The sequence below is a fragment of the Bradyrhizobium sp. MV1.5 genome (assembly GCF_055807615.1).
Window position 1 is genome coordinate 93556 of the sequence record NZ_JBVVPL010000012.1, and the last position, 24680, is coordinate 118235.

Genomic DNA, 24680 nt, shown 5'->3' on the forward strand with positions numbered 1-24680 from the left:
CCATGACACTTCAGACCCGCATCAACGCGTCCCGCCGCTCTCCCACCGTCCTGGTGGCCGGCGGCGCCGGCTTCATCGGATCTCACCTCTGCGACGCGCTTCTGCAACGCGGCCACACCGTGATCTGCCTCGACAACCTGTTTACGGGAAGGATCGACAACATCCGGCCGCTGCTCAATCATCCGAACTTTCGCTTCATCGAACATGACGTGCGCGATCCCGCCGAGATCGAGGGCGACATCGACCGGATCTACAGCCTCGCCTGCCCGGCGTCGCCCCGTCACTATCAGAAAGATCCGGTCGGCACGATGAAGACGTGCGTGCTCGGCACCATCAACATGCTTGAGCTCGCGCAGCGGAAAGGCGCCCGGGTGCTGCAGGCATCGACCAGCGAAGTCTACGGCGATCCGGAGGTCCATCCCCAGCCCGAAACCTATCTCGGCAACGTCAATCCGATCGGACCCCGGGCCTGCTACGACGAGGGCAAGCGGGCCGCGGAGACGCTGATGTTCGATTACCATCGCATGTACGGGGTCGACATCAAGGTCGCGCGCATCTTCAACACCTACGGACCTCGGATGCTGGAGAATGACGGACGCGTGGTCTCCAACTTCATCGTGCAGGCACTTCGCGGAGAGCCGATCACGATCTATGGAGGTGGTACGCAGACCAGGAGCTTCTGTTTCGTCGACGATCTCGTGCGCGGCCTCCAGCTGCTCATGGAGAGTCCATCCTCGATTACCGGTCCGTGCAATCTGGGCAACCCCCACGAGGTCACCATCGAGGCTATTGCGCGCGACGTGCTGGCGTACACGGACTCAATTTCCCCGCTCCGGTTCGAGGAGTTGCCCAAGGACGATCCAAAGCGCCGCAAACCGGTGATCGACACAGCCGTTCGAGCGCTGGGATGGCGCCCGCGCGTGGCGCTCAAAGACGGTCTCAGGGCGACGATCGCCTATTTCGCCATGCGCATGGCCGGGGAAGCGCCGGCGCTCGTTCCTGCCATTGCACCGCGCAGGGGCGGACGTACCGGGGCACGCGGCCAGCTGACGATCGCCGATCGGCAGTGATCAGCGGAAAGCACCCACGGGCCCTCGCAAGCTCTCAAGCCCGTGAAGCAGCCGCGCCGCGGGCCCGCTTGCAGAAGTTCTCGAGATGGTACTGGTATTCGGAGATCGCGCGATTGGCCATCCGGATCCGGTTTTCCTGGCCTTCCTCGACCATCATGGTGATGCGCTGGGCGAGAAATACGCACGCCTCGAACTCATCGTGGATCGCCCCGCTGCGGGCGAGAAAGTCCCATGCGATCTCATAGGCCTGTTCGGCAGCAGGATTGCGGTAGTCGCTGAAGATGATGTGCGCCATGACAGCAAAACGCGGATGAGAGGGTTTCGGTCCTGCGAGCCCATATGAGAGCGCAGGCAACCTTAGCGGCCGAACCCGCCGGTCTCGCACCAGACGGGACCGGCGGTCTCGCCGTGATGGCGATGGAGTACGATCAGGCTGCCTGGCGCTGATGCGCCAGATATTCCATTGTCACCTTCTCGACGTTTGAGTCGATCCAGGCGGCCATGCGCTGCTCCTCCTTCAGCGATGTCTCGAGAGGCTCCTTGGCCTCCGCGAAACCAGCGGCGCCGCAGAGGGCGAGCAAGGACTTGTAGGCAGCGATCTCGAAATTCTCGAAGGCATTGTTGGCGAATGTGTTCTTGAGAATCTCGTCGCCGGCAACCGAATGTGCCATGGCTTGCATGTTCGCCATCATGGATTGCGTCGTATCCTTGAGGCTGGAGGTACTCTCGCCGCAGGCTTCCAGGCATCTCTCCAAGCGCTTCAGCTGCTCGTTGGTCTCTTGAAGGTGGGCGGCGACCTTAGCCTTGACCTCGGGATATTCGTCCAGTCGTTCCGACTGACGTTCCATCAGCTCTCGCGCCTGCACTTCCATCGCATGCGCATTACGTAATCCGACTACGAATGTATCGCGGGCTGCGTTCGTCATTTCATGTTCTCCATTTCATGGGCCTTGTTGCCGCCAACCGTAGTTTCGGTGGATCGTTCCTAGGGTGATCCGTGATGCCAACGTTGGGTCCCGCCGCCGGACCCGAAGCTAACCTGCGATAACAGAACACAAATCCCCTTACCGCCGCAGGAACGTCGCATACAAATGACTGTTTCCCGGAGCGGGTGGTCGCATCGCCGAACGACCGCAGCGCTCAGGGACAAGAATGACAGGCAGCTCTCCGCACGTCAGCAACTCAGGCCCTTCGCTTGGCCGGCCTGGACCGGGCAGGCCCGGATTTGGCCGGCCCGGTGAGGGACCCCCGGACAACGCTTCCGATCCGTTCTTCATGACGATTCGCGACGATCTTGCGGACAAGGGCTTCTTCACGGCAAGCGCGGAGGAGCTGATCACCTGGGCGCGAACCGGGTCGCTGATGTGGATGACGTTCGGGCTCGCCTGCTGCGCGGTCGAGATGATGCAGATGTCGATGCCGCGCTATGACGCCGAACGCTTCGGATTCGCGCCGCGCGCGTCGCCACGCCAGTCAGATGTGATCATCGTCGCGGGCACGCTCACCAACAAGATGGCGCCGGCGTTTCGCAAAATCTACGATCAGATGCCTGAGCCGCGCTACGTGATCTCGATGGGGTCGTGCGCCAACGGCGGTGGTTACTACCACTATTCGTACTCGGTCGTGCGCGGCTGCGATCGCGTCGTGCCTGTCGACATCTACGTGCCCGGCTGCCCGCCAACTGCAGAGGCGCTTCTGTACGGCGTGATGCTGCTTCAGAAGAAGATCCGGCGGATCGGCACGATCGAGCGCTAGTGAGCTGACCAACTCGGACTTGAATGGACATCAGCGTTTCAGCGCGCCATGGTCCGCGTTAGGTCTCTCGGTCGATACGCTGGCGGATGTCCAGCAAAAGCCGGCTAATACCATCATCCAGGCTGACGCCTTCAGGCGGCGCTATGGTGATGATGCCCCAGTTCGCCAATACCGCTTCCTGCACCGGATTGCGCTGCGTGACGAAAACAAAGGACCTTGGTCGGTCCTGGCGGTGCCCGGATTCGTCCCAACTCTGCCAAATACGGTGCAGCAGGAGCCGAATATTGGGATCGGACATGCTGTATCCGATGAAAAGCAGCGTGCTGCCCAAGGCATCGGCGCGAAACCGGATATCGAGTGGCGAGTCGAACGCGAGCCGGTTGAGGAAGTCGGTCTCGGTCAGGACGAGCGAGGCATCGTCGTCGAAGTCGCCATGAAACTTGATGATGTGCGTGACGCCGGAACGGGCGCTTGCAATGTCCTTTGCGTTGCTGATCTTGGCATAGGGCTTTTCCAGAACCTCGAATGCCGTCTCGAGGTTGCGGTCGTAGTTCGTGGTGTAAATGGTCGGAAAATCGAGCTCCACAATCAGCTGGTGGAGCCGTGAGGCCGCGATCCTGTCCGGGTCGACGCGCCAGTTGCGGTCGAGCCAGCTGCGGAGCGGGCCAATTCCGCCGCGCTTCAGCCGGTAGTACTCCGCCAGCATCTGGTAGCCGCCGTGCATTCCATCGATCACGTTGCGTTCAAGTCCAAGGTCATCCAGCAGATGGTCGATCAGAGATTGCCAGGACGGCAGGCCGACAGCCATCGAGACGCCGGCGCCGACGAACAGGATCGCGCAGCGCCGCTTGACCGCAGCGGCCAGGACCTCACGAGGCGGTCGCTCCTCGAATGCGTGTCCGGTCGCCTGCTGGTTCATCTACCTTGAATTATTGGAGGGCACCCGGGTTCCTCGAGTCACAGCATCGACCAACGGTGAGGAGGGGGTCTTCTCCGTCTGCGCCGCGAAGCGTGCGATTAGACGCCGAAGCTGCGCCTTGTGCACCAGACGGCTCGCCTTCTTCGGCGAGACCCAGATTGCTTCGCGCTCTCCCTTTTCCGGCCACCAGCGCTCCTGCCCGTGGACCCTCATGGGAAAGACGGCGACGTCCATGGTCCGCTTGCGATCACCCTTCCGCTTGCGATGCTTGAAGGACCCGAGCGCGCGCTTTGCGGTGACGCCGACAAGACCGGCCTCCTCGTACGCCTCCAGCGCAGCCGTACGATGCGGCTCCGTCTTGCGCATCGGCGATCCCTTCGGGACGCTCCACCTGCCCTTGCGCCTGGTCGTGATCAGCATCACGCGCAATTCGGAATTGTTCAGCGTGAACGGCAACGCGGCGAATTGTTTCTTGCCCATCGGGCGCCTCCAGTTTGGTCGATAAGCCTACGCCGCAGCCATTGTTCCTTTCTGCGGGGAGCGTCCATCTCCGATCAGAACTTCCGTTCGACCATCTTGAGGCGCAATCCGGAAATGGCTTCGCCCGGATTCAAGCCCTTGGGACACGCCTTCGCGCAGTTGAGGATGGTGTGACAGCGATAGATCCTGAAGGGGTCTTCAAGCTTGTCGAGACGCTCGCCTGTCGCTTCGTCGCGGCTGTCATTGACCCACCGCGCCGCCTGGATCAGGGCCGCCGGGCCGAGGAAACGCTCGGAATTCCACCAATAGCTTGGACAAGACGTCGAGCAGCAGGCGCAGAGGATGCATTCGTAGAGACCGTCGAGCTTGGCCCGATCCTCATGGCTCTGCCGCCATTCCTTCTTCGGCGTGGGCGACACGGTTTGCAGCCAAGGCTCGATCAATGCGAGCTGGGCGTAGAAATTCGTCAGGTCCGGAACGAGGTCCTTCACCACGGGCTGGTGCGGCAAAGGCAGGACGCGCAGCGGCTCGCCTTGCGGGACGTCCTCGCTCATGGACTTGGTGCAGGCAAGCGTGTTCTGGCCGGCGATGTTCATCGAGCAGGAGCCGCACACGCCTTCGCGGCAGGACCGCCTGAATGTCAGCGTGTAGTCGATGTTGTTCTTGATCCAGATCAGACCGTCCAGCACCATGGGCCCGCAATCGCTCATATCGACGAAGTAGGTGTCGAGCCGAGGATTGCGACCATCGTCGGGATTCCAGCGATAGACCTGGAATTCGCGCAACGATTTGCTGTCCGGCTTGGGCCAGATCGTTCCCTTTTCGACGCGGGAGTGTTTCGGAAGCCTGAACTCGACCATGGTACCTCCGGGCAGACATGAAGCGCTGACAACCGCATCAGTTGGGATTGAAGCAACGGAGTTGCAGGAGATCGTCCAGCGACACACCAAACAGCACGATGCGAAAAACCGGTGCTATCGCCAGCACCAGCAGCACTATGAAAATGGCATAGACCAGAGCCGGCGGGGTCTCTCTAGCGAACCTGTAGACTGCTTTCCGCATGGACCCTCCCCTGCGTGCCGGCGAGTGACATGGCGGCGCCGATGACCAACATGGCCGCACCCCATAGCAGGAAGCCGATGTCCCAGAAGATGCGCTGCTCGTCAGGGACCGTCTCATTCACCCGATGCAGCTTCAAGATCTCATGATCCATCACGCCTTCAACCAGATTGAAGATGCCCCAACCGAGCAAGATCGCGCCGAGACACTGGCCGCGCGACCAGTGAATGTCGGATCTGCGCGCCCGTTGCCACAGCACATACAGGCCGAGGAGCACAAGAACATAGGCCGCGCTGTGGAAGATGCCGTCCCAGGTCGTGTTGAGCTTGACGTTGTCGATGGAGTCGAGCGGGTACCAGCCGCTTAACATATGATGCCATTGCAGCAACTGATGAAACACGATGCCATCGAAAAACCCGCCCAGACCAAGCCCGAGAAGGACACCCGCGGAAATCGGGAAGCTGGATGAATTGCTGTCTTGCATGAATGACTCGTGCGCCGGTCGGCATCTGGATGATGGACAAACCGTCCTCAGTGCTGCCGTTCCTATGATCATGACGCACTTCCCGTGCCAATAACCTGCGTTAACCTGCCGGCTCATGCCACGATGCCGATAACATCAGGCGGAGCATCGCTCGGCGGTTTACGGCGATGATCGGAACGTTCGAAACAGTCGCAGCGTCTTGTGAATTCAACATTGGAGATTTCATCATGCTGAGAAGATCGTTTTTGCTTGCGTTGGGCGGCCTCGGACTATCCGCCTACGCTGCGCAATCCAAACCAATCCCGCAGCGGGATTTTCGAACGGCCGACCTCATGGGTGGGTCGTTTGCGATGCAGACGAGTCACCTCGCCCTGACGCGCACCGGCAATCCCGACATCGTCAATTTCGCCAATGCACAGATCGCCGAACAGGTCCAGGTCGCGAGCGCGCTCGGAGCAGCGCCGGGATCGGCACCGCTGCGGCCGGATCATGCCGCCCTCTTTCAGCGCCTTCAGGCCGCACCGTCGGGTCCCTTCGACCGGATGTATGTACAGGGGCAGATCCGCGGGCACCGTGAATTGCTCGCGCTCAACACGTCTTATTTGCGATCCGGCGGCAACCCCGTCGAACAGCAGGTCGCACAGATGTCGCTGCCGATCATTCAACGCCACCTGGCGATCCTGAGCAATCTCAGGGAAGTCGGCTAGAGGTTCACCCCAGCGACAAGGAGCGCCGATGGCCGTGTGTATCGGCCCCGTCAAAGTCTTCGATGATTCGAATCGCGAGGAGCCGATATGGCGTATGCCCTGTTCAAGGACGACGAAAAACTAAGCCGGACGTTTTCAACGAAAGAGGAAGCCCTGAAAAAGGCCGACGACGCTGGTCTGGTCGAAAGCGGCGGCGCTCAACCCAGGCTCGAGGACGACCTGAAGATCAAGCCCTGCTCGCCCGACCCCGAACCTCGATGCGAGGACGACCTCGATTGGACGTCGGAAAACCCGGCGTCCTGATAGCCGATCTAGCAACCTTTGCAGATGCTCTTGATCTTCCGATCGACGTGGGAATCCTGAGAGTTCTCCGAGCGTATTTCGGCGTCGCCCGGCATCGACGGACCGGGTGTCGCAGTTCCGTCGATGCGTCCGCTGTTGGTTCCTCCCGCAGGATTGCCCGCCCGCCCGACCGTAGTCGATCCTCGCGGACCCCCACCGGTCGATTGGGCCGTTCCAGCGGTGTTCGTGCCGGTAACCGTCGTGCCGCGCGAAGCCGCGGCCGCGTCGGCTGGATTGCCCAGGCTGGGCGATGCACCGCCAGTCTGGTTTGTAGCTCCCGCAGACCCAAGGCCTGCAGACCCAGGACCTGCAGACCCGGGACCTGCGGACCCGAGACTTGAGGCACCGCCGGCCGACCCAGGGCTTGTGGCACCGCCGGTGCCGCCGCTCGTGCTGCTCGCGCTTGATCCGCCCGATCCTCCCGAACCGCCGCCGCCGCCACCGCCACTCTGCGCCGAGGCGGCCCCTATCGACGCCGTCGCCATGAACGCGATCAGCATCAAGCTCGAAGTTGTCCTAGCCATTGCTCAGCTCCTCTCACGATCATCGTGCGTGTGATGTTGATCGCGCTCACCACCGCCTCCGGAGACGTGTGATTTGCGGTCGTTGGTGGGCGTTCCGGGCGCAGGTCGCTCGTGCTCGCGACCTCCCTTTTCAGGGTGCTTGCGGTCCTGCCGCGAGGAGCCGGACCACCGAAGCGCTCAGTGTCTTGTGTGGCATTCATCGATCCTGCTGGTAGCCTTGGTTCGTCGTGTTCTGCTTGATGTTGCCATGACGTCCTTGCGTGTCGAAGTTCTCACCGCCGGGGACTTTTACGTCCGTCTCGATTCCAGGATCAGATCCGGGTCCCTTGTCGCTGCGCTGCTCTGGCGGTACGGGGGGCATTTTGGTCATTGCATGCTCCGTGTTTGGGTCTCGCGACCTCATGCGCTGGCAATGAGATGCGGCGGCGGTCGTTCCTGATCGATGCTGATGCATGCCCGTAGGAACGAAGGATTCCTGCCCGTGTTGACCCCGCAGTTCATACCGAAGGCTTTCAGTTCATGGTCAAGGATCTATCGCGGAAAACGGAGAAGGACGGAACCCGGAAGGTGATGATGGCGGGATCGGTCGTGGCCGCGGTTCTGTTTGTAGGTTTCATCGTCTGGTTCGCCGTCCCGCAGATGTTCGGGGCAACGGACTATCTGGGCCGCCCCTCCACAGGAGCAGACAAAGGTGCGGCGGCCACGACGGTGGGCACGGGAGTTCCGACGCAGCGCGAAGCCGTCAGCAAAGCTGCCAAGGAAAACCCGGCCGGCAATGAGGACGCGACCGGCGCCCGTGCGCGGGATGTGAAGCAGACCGCCCAGCCGGCTGGCCTCAACGATCAGCAACGCGAGCAGCTCCGCGCCATCATCTCATCGGCGCATAGCCCGACAATGGATCGCCCGAATTTCGAGATGATGATCGGCACTTCCGTGCCACGCCAGACCGAGGTGGCCGACTTGCCGCCCGAGGTCACGCAAGTTCTGAACGGGTTCTGGGGCGACCAGTACCTGATCGCCGGGAATGATCTCGTCATCGTCGATCAGCATTCGCGCCGCGTGGCCGCAATCATCGCTGGGGTACGCTGATCGCGTGCCGCCGCTTCGACAAATTGTAGAGAGGACAGCTTATGCCGAGAGCGAAAGCACCTGAGAACGACCCGAGAGAAACCCCGGCCGACGATCCGCGACAGCAGACCGATTTGCCAACCCACCGGCAGACGGACCAGCCTTGGCAGGGAAATCCCGAGAAGGAGCAGATCGACCCAAAGCGTCCCCCGATCGATCTGGAACGGTGGCAAAGATCGAATACCCACTAGCTGCCACAGCTGCCACGCACGTACCTCGTTCACGCGTCGAGCTCATGGATGGTGGGCCGCAGGTCGCCGTTCTCATCCAGATCGAGCGTTGCCAGCGTGATCGGCAGCTTCAAGCGCCTTGGACCGGCGCTCCCGGGATTCAGGAAAAGCACTCCGTTGATCGTGTTGACCTGCACCCGATGCGAATGTCCTGATATCACCACGTTCACACCGGTTGCCGCAGGGTCGATGGTGAGCGCCTTGAGATCGTGAAGGAGGTAGAAACAACGAGCGCCGAGGTGCACTGTTTCGGTTTCGGGATAGCGCCTCGCCCAACTGCCGACGTCGACGTTTCCCCTGATGGCGGTGACGGGCGCTATTCGGCAAAGCCTCTCCAGAACCTCCGGCGCGCCGATATCACCGGCATGGAGGATATGCGACACCCCCGCAAGACGGTGTTCGGCCTCAGGTCTGAGAAGGCCGTGCGTATCCGAGATCACTCCGATCCTCAACGCCGTGATCCTCAATGCCATGTCAGACCAAGGCTTCAGTGCAGGACATCAAGTGGCACCTTGCCGATCTCCTCACCCTCTTGGTTCGTGACCAGGATGGAAAAATGACGATTTCTGAGTTCGGGACGCACCGCAAGGAGCCTCTTCGCGATCTCCTCGGCGACATCCAGCGCCATGATGTCGTCAGGCAATTCAGCACCTCCCTCGTCTGCAACGGTCTTCGAATCGACCAGATCGAAATGATAGCGCGGCACGTGAACCCTCGAATCCGTCGCAGGAACGCGCGATGTCGAGCCTTCGTTCCGGCGCTCGCACGTCAACTCCCGGCGCATCCGCAGGAACCCTCAGGGTCATCGCGGCATTGCTGTGCTTTTGGAGCCGACACATGCTCGGAGAGTTGCGCGTGCTTGCCCAGCCGGGCGCGATCATCGCCTGTCTCGCCGTCCTGTTGCTGATGGCCGCAGGCGACGCAGCCATCGTGATCGCTGCGAAGGGGTGGCCATTTTAGTCCGGTGATCGATGTCGGACATATCCCTCTTCGGCCAATCGCTCCGATCAGCGCATAGGAACCTTTGTAGGCCTGACCGGTTCCGCATGTGAAGCGGAGTGCGACAAAACGTCAATGCCGGTCTGGGTGCGAAGGGTTTTGGTGTTGTGCATGACGTGGCCGCTTGCTGCGTGCGCGGGCCGGCAGTCGGCGCTTGACCCTCAGGGGCCGCAATCGGGCCAGATCTTGCACACGCTGTTCACCTTCCTCGCTGTAGCAGCGATCGTCTGGACCTCTGTCGTGATCGTCTTGGGCGTCGGAATGTTGCGGCGGAAGCGCGCGGCCGATCGGCCGCTCGATCTTCACCAGGCCTTCGAGGAACGCTCCGGGCGCGTCATTCTTGCGCTTGGGATTGCAACCACCGTCATCGTGCTCGGCCTCTCCCTTGTCAGCTATGCCGGTCAGCGCACCGTCTTTGCCAAGGACGAGAAAGCCCACATCCTGAAGATCATCGGCCACCAATGGTGGTGGGAGGTCCGCTATGAGGCTGACAGTCCGCACCACAGTTTCGTGACCGCCAACGAGATCCGGATCCCGACCGGCCAGCCGGTGAAGGTCGAGCTGGAATCCGCCGACGTGATCCACAGCTTCTGGGTGCCGAGCCTGACCGGCAAGATGGACTTGATCCCCGGGCAGAAGAACGAGCTGCAATTCACGGCGAAGAACGCGGGCATCTATCGCGGGCAATGCGCCGAGTTCTGCGGGATCCAGCACGCCCATATGGCATTCGCCGTGATCGCGATGTCGCCCGACGAGTTCGGCCGCTGGCGCGATCATGAAAACCAGAGCGCGAACAGCCCTGCGGATCAGCTCGGCAAGCAGGGCGAGGCTCTGTTCCGGGCGCGCGGATGCGCCTTGTGCCACAACATCAGCGGTACGATGGCCGGCGGGCAGCTGGGTCCGGACCTCACGCATATCGGCAGCCGCACGACCATCGCGGCGGGGACGCTGCCGAATAGCCCGGCCACGCTCGGCGCCTGGATCGCCGATCCCCAGCACATCAAGCCCGGCAATCTGATGCCGAAGATGCCGCTGCGATCGGACGAGCTGATCGCCATCATTCATTATGTGGAGCAGCTCAAGTGAGCATGGCCGCTGAACCAAATGAGTTGCGCGACGACGTCCTGAACGGCCTGCAGCTTTCGACGCAGCTCGAGCGGGTGTGGCGCACGCCGTCTGGACTTGTCGGTGCGCTCATGTCGGTTGACCACAAGGTTGTGGGACGTCGCTACATCCTGACCGCATTCGCCTTCCTGCTTCTCGGCGGCGTTCTTGCGATCCTGATGCGCATTCAGCTTGCCGGGCCCGAGAAGACGTTTCTCTCGGCCGACAAGTACAATCAGGTCTTCACGATGCACGGCTCGACGATGATGTTCCTGTTCGCCGTGCCTGTCATGGAGGCGTTCGCCGTCTATCTGGTGCCGTTGATGGTTGGCACGCGGAACATCGCCTTTCCGCGCCTGAATGCCTTCAGCTATTGGATGTTTCTGTTCGGCGGCTGCTTTCTGTGGATCTCCTTTCTGTTCAACGTCGGCCCCGACGTCGGCTGGTTTTCGTACGTTCCGCTCTCCAGTCTGCAGTTCACGCCCACCAAGCGGGCCGATGTCTGGGCGCAGATGATCACCTTCACCGAGGTCGCGGCGCTCGCGGTCGCCGTCGAGATCGTCGTGACCGTGTTCAAGCTCCGCGCGCCAGGGATGACCCTCGACCGCATCCCCCTGTTCGTCTGGGCCATGCTGGTCACCGCCTTCCTGGTGATGTTCGCGATGCCGTCGATCATGGTCGCATCGACGTCGCTGATCCTGGACCGCCTCGTCAACACCCGCTTCTATGATTCGTCTTCGGGCGGACATCCCCTGCTCTGGCAGCATCTGTTCTGGTTCTTCGGCCATCCCGAGGTCTACATCATCTTCATCCCGGGCACGGGAATGGTGTCGATGATTCTCGCCACTTTCGCGCGCCGCCCGGTGATCGGCTATCCCGTCATTATCCTGTCCCTGATCGCCACCGGCTTCCTGTCGTTCGGCCTCTGGGTTCACCACATGTTCGTCACGGGCCTGCCCCAGCTCGGCGCCGGGCTGTTCACGGCGTCCAGCATGCTGATCGCTGTGCCGAGCGGACTCCAGATCTTCTGCTGGCTGGCCACGCTGTGGGACGGGCGTCCGGTTTACCGGACACCGCTGCTGTTCGTGCTCGGCTTCATCGTAATCTTCGTGCTCGGCGGCCTGTCAGGCGTGATGGTCGCCTCGGTCCCGATCGACACCCAGGTGCACGACACCTATTTTGTCGTCGCCCACTTCCACTATGTGCTGATCGGCGGCGCCGTCTTCCCGCTGGTGGGCGCGGTCTACTACTGGTTTCCCAAGATCACCGGCCGCATGCTCAGCGAACGGCTCGGGCGCTGGAATTTCTGGCTGGCCTTCATCGGCTTCAACGTCGCGTTCTTCCCGATGCACATCCTCGGGCTGATCGGAATGCCGCGCCGGGTCTACACCTACACCGCCGACATGGATTGGGCGCACCTGAACCTCGTGTCCAGCGGCGGTGCTCTCGTGTTCGCGTTTAGCTTCGCGCTGCTTGTGGCCAATGTGATCTACAGCCTGCGCAAGGGCGCGCTTGCGGGTGACAATCCCTGGGATGCCTCGACGCTGGAATGGGCGACCTCGTCACCGCCTCCGCCGCAGAACTTCGACCGCATTCCGGTCGTCAAACACCGCGATCCGCTGTGGGCTGATAGCGAGAGCCTGCCCGTGGTCGCGGGTCTGAGCGCCGAACGCCGCGAGGTTCTCCTGACCTCGCTGGCGGAAGCCGAGCCGCAGACCCGCGAAGCTTCGCCCGAGCCGAACATCTGGCCGCTGCTCACGGCGATCGCGACCACAATCTTCTTCATCGGGTCGATCTTCACGCCTTGGGCCGTGCTGTGGGGAACGCCGCCGATGGCCGTGACCTTGATCGGCTGGTTCTGGCCGACCGGCAGCAAGGAGGATGAGGAGTGAGACAGACGATCGTCCGCGACGTCTCGGACCTGCCGACTTACGGCTACGGTCCGCGCAGCGGTCCGTGGTGGGGCGCCATGGGTTTCATGGCCCTCGAAGGCATGGGCTTTGCCATTGCCATCGGCGCCTACCTCTATCTCTACGCAGTCAACCCGACCTGGCCGATCGGAGCCTCCCCGCCGGATCTCTGGCCGGGGACGGCCGAGACGGTGATTTATGTACTAAGCATCATCCCGAACGAGTTCACCAACCGCGCCGCACACCGGCAGGATCTCGCGAAGGTGCGGATCGGTCTCATCGTGATGGCCCTGATCGGCATCGCGCTGCTGGTGCTGCGCGGCTTCGAGTTCGCGCATCTCAACACCCGCTGGGACAATTCAGCCTATGGCTCCGTTGTATGGCTCATTCTGGGTCTACACACGACTCACCTTGCCACGGATCTCGGCGACACGGTCGTGCTGGCGGTATTGATGTTCACGCGCCATGCGAAACCGCGCCGGTTCAGCGACGTGACCGATAACGTGTTTTATTGGAACTTCGTCGTGCTCGCCTGGCTGCCGCTCTATGTCCTGCTCGATTGGGTGCCGCGCCTATGACCGAAGCCGAGGGACGTTCCAGACTGCTCTATTGGGCCGGTGTTGCACTGGGGCCTCTCGCATGGGGCATCAATCTGCAAGGTGTCTACGTGCTGACGCATTTCTCCTGTGAGAGCACCAGGATCAGCGGCGCGATCATGAGTGCGGTTCTGGCTGTCGTCTCGCTCGCGGGCACTGTCATTTCCGCCCGCGCGGTTCGACGCCGCGCGGGGGCTGAATGGACGGATGCGCAAGGCGGCGGGCCACGGACGTTCATGGCCTGGGTCGGCGTCGGCTCCGGCGTGCTGTTTGCGCTGGTGATTGCGAACCAGTTCGCCGCCTCGCTCATGATCAACCCATGCCTGCGCTGAGCCTTGCAGCACTGCTGCTTGCACTGCTCGCGGCGCGGGCCGATGCGCACGGACTGTCGGAGGTCGATCCCGGCTCGCTGTGGAGCTACGATCCCTGGCTCATGGCCCCGCTCTATGCCGTCGGTATCGGCTTCTATGTCGGAACTCAGCGGCTCTGGCATCATGCGGGAGGCGGCCGCGGCGTCAGCTTCCGCCAGGTGGCCGCATTCTGGACCGGATGGCCGGTGGCCGCACTTGCCGTGACCTCGCCGCTGCACTGGCTCGGCGAGCGTCTGTTCACCGCGCACATGGTCGAGCACGAACTGCTCATGGTGGTCGCGGCACCGCTGATGGCGTACGCCCGGATCAATGGGCCAATGCTGTGGAGTCTGCCAGCCCGGCTGCGCCCGGCCGCGGGTCGCATGCTCAATTGGCCGATACTGGCGTGGCCGTGGCGTTTTGTCAGGCACCCCATGAGCGCGACTGCCCTCCATGGCACAGCGCTCTGGATCTGGCATGCACCGCCGCTATATGCGTGGGCGCTTGAGAATACGGCCATCCATCGTCTCCAGCACATCAGCTTCTTCGCAAGCGCGCTGTTGTTCTGGTGGGTGCTGCTGCATGGCCGCGGTCAGGGTCGTAGCACACGAATTCGCGACGGCATCGCTGTCGCGTGCCTGTTTATCACGATTTTGCATTCGGGTGTGCTCGGGGCTCTGCTGACAGTGTCACCCCGGCTCTGGATTCCAAGTCAGGGCGCTCTCGCCAGCGAATTCGGCCTCTCGGCACTGGAGGACCAGCAACTCGCCGGCATCCTGATGTGGGTGCCCATGGGCATACTCTACACGGGGGCTGCGTTGTTCTTTGCTCATCGGTGGCTGACTGCGAACGGCGGGCATTCCCACCTGCCGCTCCTTCAACATCCGAGCTGAGCGACGCTGCATAGGAACCGCAACTTCTCTTCGGACGTTCGCCTGCCGACTGCGACACTCCACGGAGGCCACATGGAAAAACGATACGTCATAGCGGCAACGGCTATCTTCACCGCGACATTCGTGATGCCTGCAGTCTTGAACGCGCAGGATCAACCCCGGCCAGGGATCTCGTGCCCGGTCGACCATGACAAGCTCGCGGACATCCTCAAGAAGAGTGTCAAGCCGGGCGGCGGCCCGAGCAACGGAGGTCTCGACAACAACGAATGGGCTGCCGTCGTCGATCGACAGGGCGTCGTCTGCGCCGTCGCCTACAGCGGTAATAAGGCCGATGATCAGTGGCTTGGCAGCCGGGCCATCGCAGCCGAAAAGGCCAACACGGCGAATGCGTTCAGCCTGAAGGACAAGGCGATGGCGACGGCCAATCTCTATGCCGGTGCGCAGCCCGGCGGATTCCTGTTCGGCGCGGCACTCGGCAACCCGCCGTCCCCGGAAGCCTTGTACGCCGGCTCTCCGGACAATTTCGGCACGGCCAACGATCCGATGGTGGGCAAGCCGATCGGCGGCACCATCGTGTTCGGAGGCGGGCTGGCGCTCTATGACGGCAACGGCATCACGGGCGCGCTGGGCGTCAGCGGCGACAGTTCCTGCGCAGATCACAACGTGGCCTGGCGCGTGCGTCACCAACTCGGGCTCGACCGCGTGCCCGCCGGCGTCAGTCCCAACATGAAGGACGCGATCATCTATGACATCGGGCCCGACGGCAAAAGCCCGTCGGGATTTGGTCATCCCAAGTGCAACGGCAAGGAGGATCAGATCGCAGTCGACCTCGGCGCCGGCGTGTCAGGCAACGTCGTGAGATAACTCGTCGGTCTCACCATTTTGGAACCAAGCGAAGGCGGAACGTTTGTAGGTTCGTAAACCGGCCTGCAACGCAGCACGGCCTCGTCACTGCCGTGGAGATCTTTACATATGTTAGTGCGTAGCTTCATGCGGCTACTGAGCGCGATTTGCTTGTCCTCGGCGGTGCTGTCGGCCGCCTCAGCACAGACTGATCTCGCTAGCCGCATGAAAGACCCGGCCCAGTGGCCGATGGCGGCGCGCGACTATGCCAACACCCGCTACAGCGAACTCGACCAGATCAACGCATCCAATGCATCGCGCCTCCAGCTTGCATGGACTTTCTCGGTCGGTGCCGATCGAGGCCAGGAGGCGGCGCCGCTCGTGGTGGACGGCACCATGTATGTGGTCGGCCCCTATGCGGGCCCCTACCCCAACCGTGTGTTCGCACTCGATGCCACGACTGGTGAATTGAAATGGTCCTACGCACCGAAGCCGGAGCCCGCTGCCGCGGGCGTTGCCTGCTGCGACGTCGTCAATCGCGGACTGGCCTTCGACAATGGCAAGGTTTTCCTCAACACGCTCGATAACCACACCGTCGCGATAGAGGCCAAGTCCGGCAAAGAGCTCTGGCATACGAAGCTCGGCGAGATCAACAAGGGCGAAACCATCACGATGGCCCCCGTGGTGGTGAAGGGCAAGATCCTTGTCGGCAACAGCGGCGGCGAGATGGGCGTGCGCGGCTGGGTCACCGCACTCGACGAGAACACCGGCGCGATCATGTGGCGCGCCTACGCCACCGGCCCAGACAAGGACGTGCTGATCGGCGATGACTTCAAGCCGTTCTATGACAATCTCAAAGGCAAGGATCTCGGCGTGAAGACGTGGCCAGCCGACCGCTGGCAGGTCGGCGGCGGCACGATGTGGGGCTGGATCTCGTATGATGCCGATCTGAATCTGATCTACTACGGCACCGCCAATCCTAGTCCGTGGAACGCCAACCAGCGCAGCGGTGACAATCTCTGGAGCGCATCGATCTTCGCGCGAAACCCAGACACGGGCCAAGCGAAATGGGCCTACCAGGTCAACCCGCACGATCTGTTCGACCACGACGAGATCAACGAGAACGTGCTCGTCGACCTCGAGCTGAATGGACAACCGCGCAAGGTGCTGATCCACCCCGGCCGCAACGGCTATATGTACGTGATGGATCGCGCCACCGGTGAAGTCATCTCGGCGGACGCCTATGAGTTCGTGAACGCTTACAATGGCGTCGACCTCAAGACCGGCAAGATCATCCCAAACGAGGAGAAGACGCCGCTGGTCGGCAAGACGGTTGAGAACATCTGCCCGACCGCTCCAGGCGCCAAGGACTGGCAGCCGAGCGCGTGGTCGCCCCGCACCAAGCTGCTCTACGTTCCGCATCAGCATCTCTGCATGAACTTCAAGGCTTCTCAAGTCGGCTACATCGCCGGTACGCCCTATGTCGGCGCCGACGTCGACATGTATGCCGGCCCTGGCGGCTATCGCGGCGAGTTCATGGCGTGGGACCCCATCGCGCGCAAGAAGGTCTGGGAGATTCACGAGAGGCTGCCGGTCTGGAGCGGCGCGCTGGTCACAGCAGGCGATGTCGCCTTCTACGCCACCATGGACCGCCTTTTCAAGGCAGTGGATGCCAAGGATGGGCACGTGCTCTGGCAATTCCGTGCCGGCTCCGGGTTCATCGGCCAGCCGATCTCCTATCGCGGCTCCGACGGGCAGCAATACGTCGCGATCCTGTCGGGCGTCGGCGGCTGGCCGGGCGTGGTCGCCAATGCGGAGGTCGATCAGCGCGTGCGCAACGCCGCGCTGGGCTTCACCGGCGCGACGCAGGATTTGCCGTTCTACACCGCCGGCGGCAGCGAGCTGCTGGTCTTCAAGCTCGGCGGCGCGAATGGTGAGGACAACAGCCATGCGCCTTCGAAATAGTTGTCCGGGCATCGCCCTTGGTTTTCTGGTCGGGCTCGCAACCACGGCGGCGGCAGCGTCGGATCGCGAGCTTCGCGTCTGTGCCGATCCCAACAATCTGCCGTTCTCGAACAGCGCCGAAGCAGGATTCGAGAACAGGCTCGCGGCCATGATGGCCGAGCATTTCGGCCAGCAGGTCTCCTACACCTGGTGGGCGCAACGCCGCGGCTTCATCCGTAACACGCTGAAAGCCGGCAGATGCGACGTCGTCATGGGCGTGCCGTCCGGCTATGATCTGGTCGAGACGACGAAGCCCTATTATCGCTCGAGCTACGTGTTCGTCACGCGGCAGGACCAGCACCTCGACCTTTCATCCCTGCTCGATCCGCGCTTGCATCACCTTGTGATCGGCGTGCATCTGATCGGCGATGACGGCAACAATCCGCCGCCGGCGCAGGTGCTCGGCGACCAGGGCATCGTTGATAACGTCCGCGGCTACTCCATCTACGGTGACTATCGCCAACCCGATCCGCCGGCGCGCCTGATCGAAGCGGTCGAAAGCGGCAAGATCGATGTCGCCGCAGCCTGGGGTCCGCTCGGCGGATATTTCGCCCAGCGCTCTCCCGTCCCCCTGACGGTCACGCCGATCCGGGATTACGAGCGCTTTGCGCCTCAGCAGTTCCAGTTCGCCATCGCGATGGGCGTCCGCAAAGGCGACGACGCCCTGCGAGACCGGCTCAATGCCTTCATCGACGAGCACCGATCCGAGATCAACGCGTTGCTGCGGAGCTACGGCGTGCCTCTGATCGATTTGCCCGTCACGGCATCGGGAGGAGGCCAATGATGTCGTTGCGCGCAAGCATCCTGTCGTTGCTGCTGTTGACCACGCCGAACGGCGCGGCGCTGGCCCAGCAGACCTTGCCGCAGTCGCAGGAGGCGCAGATGCCGACGCTGTCTCCCCGCCCGAATTTCGGTGGCAGCGTCGGCAATGGCAGGCCCGGCGTCTTCATGCAGGTCCCGGTCAGTCACCTCCATCCCGGCGCGCAGCCGGACCCGCCGCAAATCAAGAATCCCGTGCAGGGCGATCCCAATGCGGAGCAGCGCGGGATGACTTACTATGTCAACTTCAACTGCGTCGGCTGCCACGCGCCCAATGGCGGCGGCGGCATGGGGCCGGCGCTGAGCAACAACACCTTTACTTACGGCTCGCAGCCCGAGAACATCTTTCTCTCGATCTACCAGGGGCGGCCGAACGGGATGCCGGCCTGGGGCGGCGTGCTGCCCGACAGCGTGATCTGGGACCTCGTCACCTATATCGGCAAGATCAGCAACGAGCCGAGCCACCAATGGGGCCGCACCTTCTCGGCGACTCTGCCGTCGCCCGAGGTCGAGCAAGTCCCGAGCGAGCAGGTCTCGACGACGGATCCCTGGTCTGCCACCAAGTCTTTCAATTTCGGCCAGAAGCCCTGACCGGCCGAGCGGAGCAGTGATGGTGAATCCGATCACAAGATTACTAGTCACTGCACTCCTGGCTACCGCTACCGCCGCCTGCGAGGCTGCGGGTCCGGGCAATTTCATAGGCGACGCGCGTCGTGGCGCCGACCTCGTCAAGCAGTACCAGTGCGGCGGCTGTCACGATATCCCCGGTATTGCCGGCGCCGAAGGCAATGTCGGCCCACCCTTGCATCGGATCGGCACGCGGACCTACATCGCCGGCTACATCCACAATTCGCCGGACAACATGGCTGACTGGATCGAGGATCCACAGCGGGCGTTGCCGGGCAATGCCATGCCGCGAATGGGCATCCCGCAGAAGGACGCGCGGGACATCGCGGCGTTTCTCTATACGCTGAAGTGACCATCATGACACCGATACATCGTTCGACGAATTGGTTCCGTGACGCGCCATTGCTGGCCATCACCATGGTGGTCGTCGCTATCATGGGATTGGGCCTCCTGGCTGGCGGTGCCTGGCTCGCGGCCCTCGGTGGCTCCGTCTACTATCTGGTCGCGGGCATCATGCTTCTACTCACGAGCTGGCTGCTCGCGCGCCGCCGTGCCGAGGCGCTCTGGACCTATGCCGCGCTGCTGGCCGGAACGATGGCCTGGGCGATCTGGGAGGCCGGCCTCGATTTCTGGTCGCTGGCGCCGCGCGGCGACGTGCTCGTGCCGCTTGGCTTGTGGCTGATGCTGCCCTTCATTGCCTCCCGCCTGGCGCCCCGCTTGCGCGCAGCGCGATGGACGCTTGGCCTTGTGCTGGTCGCCGCAGCCATCGTCGTCGGCATGTCCCTGACGAGCGATCGCCGCGATCTTGCCGGCACGATACCTGAGGGCGAAACAACGGGAGCCATTGCGTCTCCAGAACCGAACCAGCCCGCTGCCGGCCAGAACTGGACGGCCTACGGCGGCAGCGGCTTCGGTACGCGCTTTTCGTCGCTGAGCCAGATCACCAAGGACAACGTCAAGAACCTCAAACTCGCCTGGGAATTCCGCACGGGCGACCACAAGGGCCCTGATGACCCCGACGAGATCACCAACCAGGCAACGCCGCTCAAGGTGGGTGATCTCCTCTACACTTGTTCGCCGCACCAGATCGTGTTCGCGCTCGAAGCGGCGACCGGAAAACAGCGTTGGAAGTTCGATCCCCAGGTTCAGCACAACAAGGCCTTCCAGCACATGACATGCCGCGGCGTGTCCTATCACGCGACCAGGCCCGGCGCGGTGACTGCCGACGGCACGCCGGCGCCGAGCGATTGTGCGGGACGCATTTTCGTACCGACCAATGACGGGCGGATGTTCGCGCTCGATGCCCAAACCGGGACGCCCTGCGCCAGCTTCGGCAATCACGGCCAGATCGATCTCAAGCAAGGCAGCGAGATCCAGACACTCGGCTTCTACGAGGGCACCTCACCACCCGTGGTCACGGACAAGGTGCTGATCGTCGGCGGCGCGGTGATCGACAACTATTCCGATCGCGTCCCGTCGGGCGTGATCCGTGGTTTCGACATCTATTCAGGACGGCTGATCTGGGCCTTCGATGCCGGCAATTCCGATCCGAACGAGATGCCCTCGGCCTCGCATCATTTTACGGCCGGCTCACCCAATTCGTGGAGCATTTCGGCGGTCGACGAGAAGCTCGGGCTCGTCTACGTCCCGCTCGGCTCGAGTTCTCCGGATATCTGGGGCGGCGGCCGTTCGCCCGAAAAGGAGCGCTACGATTCGGCATTGATTGCGCTCGATGTCTCGACCGGAAAACTGCGTTGGTCGTTCCAGAACGTGCACCACGATCTCTGGGACATGGATATGCCCTCGCAGCCCAGTCTGGTCGATTTGCGCCGTAACGGCGGCGTGACGCCTGCGATCTACATCCCGGCAAAGACCGGCGACATCTTCGTGCTCGACCGCCGCGACGGGCGTCAGCTGGTGCCCGCACCGGAGAAGCCGGTGCCGCAGGGCGCCGCGAACGGAGACCGGCTGTCGCCAACCCAGCCTTTTTCGGAATTGAGCTTCCGCCCCTCGGGCAAACTGACGGACGCGCAGATGTGGGGCAGCACGATGTTCGACCAGCTCGCCTGCCGCATCAAGTTCAAGCGCCTGCGCTATGAGGGGCCGTTCACGCCGCCGTCCGAACAAGGCACGCTGGTGTTTCCCGGAGACTTCGGCATGTTCGAATGGGGCGGCATCGCCGTCGATCCGCAGCGCCAGATCGCGATCGCGAACCCTCAATCGATTCCCTTCGTCTCGCGCCTCGTGCCGCGCGGGAAAGACAATCCGGCCGCGCCGAACGCAGCGCATCCGCCGGGAACCGAGCTCGGCGTGCAGCCGATGTACGGCGCCCCCTACGGGGTCGACCTCGGCATTTTCCTCTCACCGCTCGGCATCCCCTGCCTTGCCCCGCCATGGGGCAACATCGCAGCGATCGATCTCAGGACGCACAAGGTGGTTTGGCAGCATCGCATCGGCACGATCCGCGATCAGGCCCCGCTGCCGCTGCCATTCAAGCTCGGCGTTCCCATGCTCGGCGGTCCGATCGTCACCGCGGGCGGCGTCATCTTCATCACGGGAACGATGGATGACTACATCCGCGCGTTTGACGTTCGCGATGGCAGACAGCTTTGGCAAGACCGCCTTCCTGCCGGCGGCCAGTCGACGCCGATGACCTATGAGGCCGGCGGCAAGCAATATGTCGTCACGGTCGACGGCGGCCACGGGTCATTCGGAACTAAACTCGGCGATTACGTGCGGGCTTACGCGCTGCCCTGATCTGCCTCGGCGCGCGACTTGCTTGCGCTTGCCGACGCCTTGTCCCGATCTGCCGGCGCGACGCGCAATTACTGAAGCCAGGAGGGCCACGCCCGCAGCCAGTCCCAGCGCCGCGAGCCCCTGACTGATGACCTCGGCAGGTGGGAGCTGCTTGCGTGACAGCCAACCGCCATCGATCGACGCGCCTTGCGGACCAGCTTCAATCATGGTGCCCTCGCTGCTCTTCGCCGGGCGCGCGCGCGACAGCAGATAGCGGAAGGCAGCTCCCACGATGTTCTCGGTGATCTGCGGAGCCATCGCATAGGCAATTTGGCCGGCACGGGCCGGCCAGCCCACGGCAACCTCGTCCCGCGGTGCGCGAACGAGGCTCACGAACGTCTCGGCAACGTCCTCCGCCTGATACAGCAGCGGACCTGGATCAAGCGTTCGGCCGGACATATTGGCGCCGTGGACGAAGCCCGGCGTGTCGACCATGGCCGGGAAGACACCGCAGACATGAATGTTGCGGTGAGCCCTGAGCTCCTGGCGCAAGCTCGCCGTGAACCCGCGCAGGCCGAACTTACTCGCCGTATAGGCCGCAGCAAAAGGCGTCGGCGCCCAGCCGCCGAGCGAGATGTTGTTGATCAGGATGCCGCGGTTCTGGCGGAGGAAGATCGGAAGCACCGCGAAAGCGCCATGCATCGTGCCGAGGAGATTGACCTCGATCGTTCGGCGATGAAGCGCGATATCCGCGTCTTGATAGGCCCCGAAAACGCCAGTGCCGGCGTTATTGATCCAGACGTCGATGCCGCCGAAGGCGTCTTCGGCCTCTCGGACCAGTCGCTGCACCGCCTCGGCATCGGTGACATCGGTCGCGATCGCCAATGCGCGGCCTCCGAGCGCGTCGCATTCTGCGGCGAGGCTCGTCAGGACTTCAGCACGGCGTGCCGCCAGGACCACGCTTGCGCCCTTTCCGGCGAAGGCCAGCGCAGTAGCACGCCCGATTCCGCTCGATGCGCCGGTGATGACGACGCGCGTGCCAGTCATCTGCCGCGGCTCGGGTCCGGAGCCGCCCGCCGGAAGCAGCCAGTGCAGGGATCGCCGGAGGCGCTCGGTTCCGTCCGCTTCGAACCAGTCACCGTGCGCGAAGATCACCCGCCCCGGCGATAGCCGTACAAGCCGCTCGCCTGCGGACCGGACCGAACGGCCGCCGAAGCGCAGCAGCAGTCGCAGATAGACCGGCGCCATTCCGTTTGGCTTGGAAATGCCGAGGAGGTTTGCCGCGGCCTCGTTTGGCGCGCTGAGATCATTGGGATCGAGGTTTTGCACGAGATCCGTCAGGATCAATGTCCGGCTGCGCTTGTCGAACAGCTCGATCTCGGAGAACATCGGAGCGTTCACCGAGACGGCTTCGAGGTCGGCCCTCCATTCCTCAGGCGTCATATCTCCGAGCTCTCGGTCGATGCGGATGCGTGCCGCCCGCACTTGCCTGCGTGCCGCAAGACCGCGCGCCGCGAATGTCGTCACCTGCGGCAGCTCGCTCTGCCACTCGGACAGGAACATCCAGTGCGCGATATTCGGCGCGAGCAAGTACCTTATCGTCCCAAGCCGCTCCAGCTCACCGCGGAGAGCCGGCGAATATCTCACCGGCGAATGCAGCACGAGATCGCCATTCGAGAGCCGAATGACGGTCATACGCACCGGGAGTTTCAGACCGGCGGCGCTGATTGGCGCGTCGTCCACGACCCAGATATCGTCCGTCGCTCGCGACAAACGGGCGGTCGACAAGGTGGCGTCGGAACTTTGCATGAGCGTCTTCCATCACAAGGCGTTTGCTCAAGCCTCGGGAGCGACGCTCGTTCCTCGCTAGGACGCCCGAGCCTGCTTGCGGGCATTGCGTCGGCGACGGCGCGCCGCGAGTCGTCCTCCGACCCTCTCCGCCGGAAAGTGCCGCGTGATCGCCGGTAGGAGTTCCGGCTCTGAGGGAGGTTGTTGGGCGGCAATCGGCGCTTGGTCCGGACGAGCTTCCATCAGATCGAGCACCGCGCGGCCCTTGGCCGTGATGCGCCACCCGCCATTCGTCCGGTCGATCAGCCCTTGCGAAAAGATGTCCAGCCCCGGCACCCGCCCGGCGAGCCGCCGGGTGCGCTCCGCCCAGTCGCGACCGCTGGTCGCCAGAATGGCCATATCCCGCTTGAGATCCTCCAAGGCGGCGAACCCATCCGGGTAGCTCACCAGGATCTTGAGGACCGTCACGTGGAAATTCACCCCCGCCCCCACATGACCATCGTCACATCGTCGGGATTTCTGAGAGAGCATTGCGGGCCGCTTGCTTGAGGCGATCCGCAGAGATGTCACCCCTGCTTGCAGTCTCCAGAAGCTTCGAGGCTACGCGGGTCCTGGCGCCGATCTCACAGCGTGGAACACCTTCACACACCTCGTCGAGAACGGTGCGCAACAACGCCTTGGTCGCGGTATCGATCATGGAAAGCCCCAGCGGAAAGGTTCACGGTAGGGCAATCGCTCCGGCCAGGGATTCAACATTGTTAACGAGCTGAAAATTTCGCTGCCTGGCTACTGCCGGCTTGGCGATGTTTCGGGGTTGCCGAGCGCGCGACCGTCCTGGTTACTGCCCGCATTGCGCGTGAGGTCGTGGGAACCTCCGTCGCTCGCCAATCGTAGTCGAAGCCGAGCGGCAAGTCGCAGGGACCCGCGACAATACACGCACACTACAGGGGCGCCGCGAAAAGTTGGCGGCGGGCATTTGTAATGCCAGCGATCGGTCAGTATTGCTCCCTATTGCGTGGCGGAAGAGCATCAACGGGCAACAAACTCAAGTTGCATCTCCTGTCGTCACAATTACGGCCATCCCATCACGATTGTGATCCTTTGTACTCCGTCATGACGGCTGCGTTTATCGTTGCGGATTGGAGGTTGCTTTGGACCCGGATCGACTTCTCTTCATCCGATCGCGCCGCGATACCTCGCCAGCACGCGCCGCGTGCAGACATCTCTCATCAGGATTGTTCGCAACGATTGCGCTTATCACTGCAGCACCGGTTTCGACCCACGCTCAGACAAACTGGACCGGGGCATTCTCC

31 protein-coding genes are annotated in these 24680 nt (G+C 62.8%); 18 read left to right on the forward strand and 13 right to left on the reverse strand.

The genetic code is table 11. The annotated features are described in order from the left end of the window. Positions 1 to 2: 2 nt before the first annotated feature. Complete coding sequence (locus AC0L2J_RS14295) at positions 3 to 1070, forward strand: UDP-glucuronic acid decarboxylase family protein (RefSeq protein WP_473390869.1); 1068 nt, start codon at positions 3 to 5, stop codon at positions 1068 to 1070. 34 nt (positions 1071 to 1104) lie between these two features. On the opposite strand, the gene AC0L2J_RS14300 is transcribed toward AC0L2J_RS14295, so the two are convergent. Together AC0L2J_RS14300 and AC0L2J_RS14305 are read right to left on the reverse strand one after the other, a co-directional pair. Further along, on the reverse strand, positions 1105 to 1365 hold the full coding sequence (locus AC0L2J_RS14300; protein WP_007613108.1) for a hypothetical protein: 261 nt from the start codon (positions 1363 to 1365) through the stop codon (positions 1105 to 1107). A 133-nt stretch (positions 1366 to 1498) separates the two neighbouring features. Beyond that, complete coding sequence (locus AC0L2J_RS14305) at positions 1499 to 1996, reverse strand: ferritin-like domain-containing protein (RefSeq protein ID WP_026234016.1); 498 nt, start codon at positions 1994 to 1996, stop codon at positions 1499 to 1501. A 226-nt stretch (positions 1997 to 2222) separates the two neighbouring features. Here AC0L2J_RS14305 and AC0L2J_RS14310 point away from each other — a divergent pair, with 226 nt between their 5' ends. Further along, positions 2223 to 2825: a NuoB/complex I 20 kDa subunit family protein gene (locus tag AC0L2J_RS14310; protein ID WP_473390873.1), complete on the forward strand. Its 603-nt coding sequence runs from the start codon at positions 2223 to 2225 to the stop codon at positions 2823 to 2825. Positions 2826 to 2883: 58 nt separating this feature from the next. Here the strand turns inward: AC0L2J_RS14310 and AC0L2J_RS14315 are convergent, their stop codons facing one another. From AC0L2J_RS14315 to AC0L2J_RS14335, 5 genes are all read right to left on the reverse strand, one after another. Next, the gene (locus AC0L2J_RS14315; protein ID WP_473390876.1) at positions 2884 to 3744 is read right to left on the reverse strand and encodes an SIR2 family NAD-dependent protein deacylase; all 861 of its coding nucleotides are present in this window, start codon (positions 3742 to 3744) and stop codon (positions 2884 to 2886) included. Next, a complete protein-coding gene (locus tag AC0L2J_RS14320) occupies positions 3745 to 4224 on the reverse strand; it encodes an NUDIX hydrolase (protein ID WP_473390880.1) in 480 nt (159 codons plus the stop codon). It lies immediately after the preceding gene. Positions 4225 to 4298: 74 nt separating this feature from the next. Next, positions 4299 to 5084, reverse strand: coding sequence for a succinate dehydrogenase iron-sulfur subunit (locus AC0L2J_RS14325; RefSeq protein WP_473390884.1), 786 nt, complete (start codon positions 5082 to 5084; stop codon positions 4299 to 4301). Positions 5085 to 5121: 37 nt separating this feature from the next. Then, a complete protein-coding gene (locus AC0L2J_RS14330) occupies positions 5122 to 5286 on the reverse strand; it encodes a hypothetical protein (RefSeq protein WP_473390887.1) in 165 nt (54 codons plus the stop codon). After that, positions 5258 to 5767 (reverse strand): DUF2243 domain-containing protein, encoded by a 510-nt coding sequence (locus tag AC0L2J_RS14335; RefSeq protein WP_473390890.1) that lies wholly within the window; start codon positions 5765 to 5767, stop codon positions 5258 to 5260. The genes AC0L2J_RS14330 and AC0L2J_RS14335 overlap by 29 nt, the downstream gene beginning before the upstream one ends. A gap of 167 nt (positions 5768 to 5934) precedes the next feature. Between AC0L2J_RS14335 and AC0L2J_RS14340 the strand changes: the two genes are divergently transcribed. Continuing rightward, positions 5935 to 6474, forward strand: coding sequence for a DUF4142 domain-containing protein (locus tag AC0L2J_RS14340; RefSeq protein ID WP_473390893.1), 540 nt, complete (start codon positions 5935 to 5937; stop codon positions 6472 to 6474). 87 nt (positions 6475 to 6561) lie between these two features. Then, positions 6562 to 6777, forward strand: coding sequence for a hypothetical protein (locus AC0L2J_RS14345; RefSeq protein WP_473390897.1), 216 nt, complete (start codon positions 6562 to 6564; stop codon positions 6775 to 6777). Positions 6778 to 7536: 759 nt separating this feature from the next. Here AC0L2J_RS14345 and AC0L2J_RS14350 read toward each other — a convergent pair. Next, the gene (locus tag AC0L2J_RS14350; RefSeq protein WP_473390901.1) at positions 7537 to 7710 is read right to left on the reverse strand and encodes a hypothetical protein; all 174 of its coding nucleotides are present in this window, start codon (positions 7708 to 7710) and stop codon (positions 7537 to 7539) included. Positions 7711 to 7859: 149 nt separating this feature from the next. Between AC0L2J_RS14350 and AC0L2J_RS14355 the strand changes: the two genes are divergently transcribed. Beyond that, positions 7860 to 8429 (forward strand): DUF1236 domain-containing protein, encoded by a 570-nt coding sequence (locus AC0L2J_RS14355; protein WP_063995361.1) that lies wholly within the window; start codon positions 7860 to 7862, stop codon positions 8427 to 8429. A gap of 41 nt (positions 8430 to 8470) precedes the next feature. Further along, complete coding sequence (locus tag AC0L2J_RS14360; RefSeq protein WP_473250192.1) at positions 8471 to 8659, forward strand: hypothetical protein; 189 nt, start codon at positions 8471 to 8473, stop codon at positions 8657 to 8659. Positions 8660 to 8688: 29 nt separating this feature from the next. Here the strand turns inward: AC0L2J_RS14360 and AC0L2J_RS14365 are convergent, their stop codons facing one another. Next, entirely contained in the window at positions 8689 to 9171 is a 483-nt protein-coding gene (locus AC0L2J_RS14365) for a metallophosphoesterase family protein (protein ID WP_473390906.1), read from the reverse strand. A gap of 14 nt (positions 9172 to 9185) precedes the next feature. Next, positions 9186 to 9404: a DUF6894 family protein gene (locus AC0L2J_RS14370; RefSeq protein ID WP_007613137.1), complete on the reverse strand. Its 219-nt coding sequence runs from the start codon at positions 9402 to 9404 to the stop codon at positions 9186 to 9188. A gap of 131 nt (positions 9405 to 9535) precedes the next feature. Here AC0L2J_RS14370 and AC0L2J_RS14375 point away from each other — a divergent pair, with 131 nt between their 5' ends. The 12 genes from AC0L2J_RS14375 to AC0L2J_RS14430 all read left to right on the forward strand — a co-directional run bounded on the left by AC0L2J_RS14375 (position 9536) and on the right by AC0L2J_RS14430 (position 21600). Continuing rightward, a complete protein-coding gene (locus AC0L2J_RS14375) occupies positions 9536 to 9658 on the forward strand; it encodes a hypothetical protein (protein ID WP_007613138.1) in 123 nt (40 codons plus the stop codon). A gap of 150 nt (positions 9659 to 9808) precedes the next feature. Next, positions 9809 to 10783, forward strand: coding sequence for a cytochrome c oxidase subunit II (gene coxB / locus AC0L2J_RS14380; RefSeq protein WP_473390909.1), 975 nt, complete (start codon positions 9809 to 9811; stop codon positions 10781 to 10783). A 2-nt stretch (positions 10784 to 10785) separates the two neighbouring features. Next, positions 10786 to 12693 carry a cytochrome c oxidase subunit I gene (ctaD, locus tag AC0L2J_RS14385; RefSeq protein WP_473390912.1) on the forward strand — a complete coding sequence of 636 codons (1908 nt, stop codon included), beginning with the start codon at positions 10786 to 10788 and terminating at the stop codon, positions 12691 to 12693. Then, entirely contained in the window at positions 12690 to 13289 is a 600-nt protein-coding gene (locus AC0L2J_RS14390; protein ID WP_473390916.1) for a cytochrome c oxidase subunit 3, read from the forward strand. Before ctaD ends, AC0L2J_RS14390 begins: the two co-directional genes overlap by 4 nt. Beyond that, positions 13286 to 13639, forward strand: coding sequence for a hypothetical protein (locus AC0L2J_RS14395; protein ID WP_473390920.1), 354 nt, complete (start codon positions 13286 to 13288; stop codon positions 13637 to 13639). Before AC0L2J_RS14390 ends, AC0L2J_RS14395 begins: the two co-directional genes overlap by 4 nt. Next, a complete protein-coding gene (locus tag AC0L2J_RS14400; RefSeq protein WP_473390924.1) occupies positions 13627 to 14550 on the forward strand; it encodes a cytochrome c oxidase assembly protein in 924 nt (307 codons plus the stop codon). Before AC0L2J_RS14395 ends, AC0L2J_RS14400 begins: the two co-directional genes overlap by 13 nt. Positions 14551 to 14622: 72 nt before the next feature. Next, positions 14623 to 15414, forward strand: a complete 792-nt coding sequence (locus AC0L2J_RS14405; protein WP_473390926.1) for a GlcG/HbpS family heme-binding protein — start codon at positions 14623 to 14625, stop codon at positions 15412 to 15414. Positions 15415 to 15540: 126 nt separating this feature from the next. Beyond that, positions 15541 to 17358 carry a PQQ-dependent dehydrogenase, methanol/ethanol family gene (locus AC0L2J_RS14410; protein WP_473391036.1) on the forward strand — a complete coding sequence of 606 codons (1818 nt, stop codon included), beginning with the start codon at positions 15541 to 15543 and terminating at the stop codon, positions 17356 to 17358. Further along, entirely contained in the window at positions 17342 to 18181 is an 840-nt protein-coding gene (locus AC0L2J_RS14415) for a substrate-binding domain-containing protein (RefSeq protein WP_473390929.1), read from the forward strand. Before AC0L2J_RS14410 ends, AC0L2J_RS14415 begins: the two co-directional genes overlap by 17 nt. Continuing rightward, entirely contained in the window at positions 18178 to 18807 is a 630-nt protein-coding gene (locus AC0L2J_RS14420; RefSeq protein ID WP_473390933.1) for a c-type cytochrome, read from the forward strand. Before AC0L2J_RS14415 ends, AC0L2J_RS14420 begins: the two co-directional genes overlap by 4 nt. Positions 18808 to 18826: 19 nt before the next feature. Continuing rightward, complete coding sequence (locus AC0L2J_RS14425; RefSeq protein ID WP_473390936.1) at positions 18827 to 19195, forward strand: c-type cytochrome; 369 nt, start codon at positions 18827 to 18829, stop codon at positions 19193 to 19195. 5 nt (positions 19196 to 19200) lie between these two features. Beyond that, positions 19201 to 21600 (forward strand): glucose/quinate/shikimate family membrane-bound PQQ-dependent dehydrogenase, encoded by a 2400-nt coding sequence (locus AC0L2J_RS14430; protein WP_473390939.1) that lies wholly within the window; start codon positions 19201 to 19203, stop codon positions 21598 to 21600. Here AC0L2J_RS14430 and AC0L2J_RS14435 read toward each other — a convergent pair. Genes AC0L2J_RS14435 through AC0L2J_RS14445 form a run of 3 tightly spaced genes read right to left on the reverse strand, consistent with a single transcriptional unit; the run spans position 21550 to position 24064 of the window. Further along, the gene (locus tag AC0L2J_RS14435) at positions 21550 to 23388 is read right to left on the reverse strand and encodes an SDR family oxidoreductase (RefSeq protein WP_473390943.1); all 1839 of its coding nucleotides are present in this window, start codon (positions 23386 to 23388) and stop codon (positions 21550 to 21552) included. The two genes, AC0L2J_RS14430 and AC0L2J_RS14435, sit on opposite strands and share 51 nt — an antisense overlap. 57 nt (positions 23389 to 23445) lie before the next feature. Next, a complete protein-coding gene (locus AC0L2J_RS14440) occupies positions 23446 to 23898 on the reverse strand; it encodes a hypothetical protein (RefSeq protein ID WP_063995350.1) in 453 nt (150 codons plus the stop codon). Then, a complete protein-coding gene (locus AC0L2J_RS14445; protein ID WP_063995349.1) occupies positions 23870 to 24064 on the reverse strand; it encodes a hypothetical protein in 195 nt (64 codons plus the stop codon). The genes AC0L2J_RS14440 and AC0L2J_RS14445 overlap by 29 nt, the downstream gene beginning before the upstream one ends. Positions 24065 to 24680: the final 616 nt, after the last annotated feature.

What these genes read in the sequence shown, in the direction of transcription:
- AC0L2J_RS14295 (WP_473390869.1), top strand. Translation starts at nt 3, where the DNA reads ATGACACTTCAGACCCGCATCAACGCGTCCCGCCGCTCTCCCACCGTC.
- AC0L2J_RS14300 (WP_007613108.1), bottom strand. Translation starts at nt 1,365, where the DNA reads ATGGCGCACATCATCTTCAGCGACTACCGCAATCCTGCTGCCGAACAG.
- AC0L2J_RS14305 (WP_026234016.1), bottom strand. Translation starts at nt 1,996, where the DNA reads ATGACGAACGCAGCCCGCGATACATTCGTAGTCGGATTACGTAATGCG.
- AC0L2J_RS14310 (WP_473390873.1), top strand. Translation starts at nt 2,223, where the DNA reads ATGACAGGCAGCTCTCCGCACGTCAGCAACTCAGGCCCTTCGCTTGGC.
- AC0L2J_RS14315 (WP_473390876.1), bottom strand. Translation starts at nt 3,744, where the DNA reads ATGAACCAGCAGGCGACCGGACACGCATTCGAGGAGCGACCGCCTCGT.
- AC0L2J_RS14320 (WP_473390880.1), bottom strand. Translation starts at nt 4,224, where the DNA reads ATGGGCAAGAAACAATTCGCCGCGTTGCCGTTCACGCTGAACAATTCC.
- AC0L2J_RS14325 (WP_473390884.1), bottom strand. Translation starts at nt 5,084, where the DNA reads ATGGTCGAGTTCAGGCTTCCGAAACACTCCCGCGTCGAAAAGGGAACG.
- AC0L2J_RS14330 (WP_473390887.1), bottom strand. Translation starts at nt 5,286, where the DNA reads ATGCGGAAAGCAGTCTACAGGTTCGCTAGAGAGACCCCGCCGGCTCTG.
- AC0L2J_RS14335 (WP_473390890.1), bottom strand. Translation starts at nt 5,767, where the DNA reads ATGCAAGACAGCAATTCATCCAGCTTCCCGATTTCCGCGGGTGTCCTT.
- AC0L2J_RS14340 (WP_473390893.1), top strand. Translation starts at nt 5,935, where the DNA reads ATGATCGGAACGTTCGAAACAGTCGCAGCGTCTTGTGAATTCAACATT.
- AC0L2J_RS14345 (WP_473390897.1), top strand. Translation starts at nt 6,562, where the DNA reads ATGGCGTATGCCCTGTTCAAGGACGACGAAAAACTAAGCCGGACGTTT.
- AC0L2J_RS14350 (WP_473390901.1), bottom strand. Translation starts at nt 7,710, where the DNA reads ATGACCAAAATGCCCCCCGTACCGCCAGAGCAGCGCAGCGACAAGGGA.
- AC0L2J_RS14355 (WP_063995361.1), top strand. Translation starts at nt 7,860, where the DNA reads ATGGTCAAGGATCTATCGCGGAAAACGGAGAAGGACGGAACCCGGAAG.
- AC0L2J_RS14360 (WP_473250192.1), top strand. Translation starts at nt 8,471, where the DNA reads ATGCCGAGAGCGAAAGCACCTGAGAACGACCCGAGAGAAACCCCGGCC.
- AC0L2J_RS14365 (WP_473390906.1), bottom strand. Translation starts at nt 9,171, where the DNA reads ATGGCATTGAGGATCACGGCGTTGAGGATCGGAGTGATCTCGGATACG.
- AC0L2J_RS14375 (WP_007613138.1), top strand. Translation starts at nt 9,536, where the DNA reads ATGCTCGGAGAGTTGCGCGTGCTTGCCCAGCCGGGCGCGATCATCGCC.
- coxB (WP_473390909.1), top strand. Translation starts at nt 9,809, where the DNA reads ATGACGTGGCCGCTTGCTGCGTGCGCGGGCCGGCAGTCGGCGCTTGAC.
- ctaD (WP_473390912.1), top strand. Translation starts at nt 10,786, where the DNA reads ATGGCCGCTGAACCAAATGAGTTGCGCGACGACGTCCTGAACGGCCTG.
- AC0L2J_RS14395 (WP_473390920.1), top strand. Translation starts at nt 13,286, where the DNA reads ATGACCGAAGCCGAGGGACGTTCCAGACTGCTCTATTGGGCCGGTGTT.
- AC0L2J_RS14400 (WP_473390924.1), top strand. Translation starts at nt 13,627, where the DNA reads ATGCCTGCGCTGAGCCTTGCAGCACTGCTGCTTGCACTGCTCGCGGCG.
- AC0L2J_RS14405 (WP_473390926.1), top strand. Translation starts at nt 14,623, where the DNA reads ATGGAAAAACGATACGTCATAGCGGCAACGGCTATCTTCACCGCGACA.
- AC0L2J_RS14410 (WP_473391036.1), top strand. Translation starts at nt 15,541, where the DNA reads ATGCGGCTACTGAGCGCGATTTGCTTGTCCTCGGCGGTGCTGTCGGCC.
- AC0L2J_RS14415 (WP_473390929.1), top strand. Translation starts at nt 17,342, where the DNA reads ATGCGCCTTCGAAATAGTTGTCCGGGCATCGCCCTTGGTTTTCTGGTC.
- AC0L2J_RS14420 (WP_473390933.1), top strand. Translation starts at nt 18,178, where the DNA reads ATGATGTCGTTGCGCGCAAGCATCCTGTCGTTGCTGCTGTTGACCACG.
- AC0L2J_RS14425 (WP_473390936.1), top strand. Translation starts at nt 18,827, where the DNA reads ATGGTGAATCCGATCACAAGATTACTAGTCACTGCACTCCTGGCTACC.
- AC0L2J_RS14430 (WP_473390939.1), top strand. Translation starts at nt 19,201, where the DNA reads ATGACACCGATACATCGTTCGACGAATTGGTTCCGTGACGCGCCATTG.
- AC0L2J_RS14435 (WP_473390943.1), bottom strand. Translation starts at nt 23,388, where the DNA reads ATGCAAAGTTCCGACGCCACCTTGTCGACCGCCCGTTTGTCGCGAGCG.
- AC0L2J_RS14440 (WP_063995350.1), bottom strand. Translation starts at nt 23,898, where the DNA reads ATGCTCTCTCAGAAATCCCGACGATGTGACGATGGTCATGTGGGGGCG.
- AC0L2J_RS14445 (WP_063995349.1), bottom strand. Translation starts at nt 24,064, where the DNA reads ATGATCGATACCGCGACCAAGGCGTTGTTGCGCACCGTTCTCGACGAG.